Source organism: Leptolyngbya sp. GGD (assembly GCF_026735145.1).
Taxonomy (GTDB): Bacteria; Cyanobacteriota; Cyanobacteriia; order Leptolyngbyales; family Leptolyngbyaceae; genus Leptolyngbya; species Leptolyngbya boryana.
The window spans coordinates 1-495 of record NZ_JAPQKE010000032.1 but is presented as its reverse complement, the minus strand read 5'-3'; the positions used below and the strand labels follow the sequence as shown (position 1 = coordinate 495).

1 pseudogene is annotated in these 495 nt (G+C 45.7%); it reads left to right on the top strand.

Annotated features, from left to right (window positions below):
* Positions 1-247: 247 nt before the first annotated feature.
* Positions 248-495: pseudogene (locus tag OU814_RS31290) on the top strand (hypothetical protein); the annotation flags it as partial.

Sequence of the window (495 nt, the reverse complement as noted above, 5' to 3'; positions counted from 1 at the left end):
AGAAGCCGAGCGTAGTTACAAGCATGACTACGTTCGGCTTTTCGCTTTCTTCACTGGAATTTCATCTGTACTATGCCTGGATTGTGGGCTACCTCAATCGCCAGAAAGTTGTTGAGTTGTCTATGAAACGTCAACTATCTTGCCAAAATTTCTAGTTCAACTTGACCGGCACTACAGTTGTAGATATTGAAATCAAGATTGCAGTTGCTTAGAATCAAGCTAAAGAAAGCGTTTTAGGGTGTGTCTCATGACTTTTGCCCTTTCCGAAATTGCGCTGAGTCAACCGGAGGTTGAAGCTGACCTCAAACAGCTAGAGATCTGGACAAATGATTTCAATGCGCTGATGACTCGTCTTGCGCTTCGCTTCAAACGCGCAGAGCTTCGCGAGCGAGTGAAAGACTGTCTGCAAGGATTGTTCAATTCAGCAGAATGCAAGAATAGCTGGCAGCTGGCCGAACAACTCGGTCAATCCACGCTTTACGGGATTCAGCATCT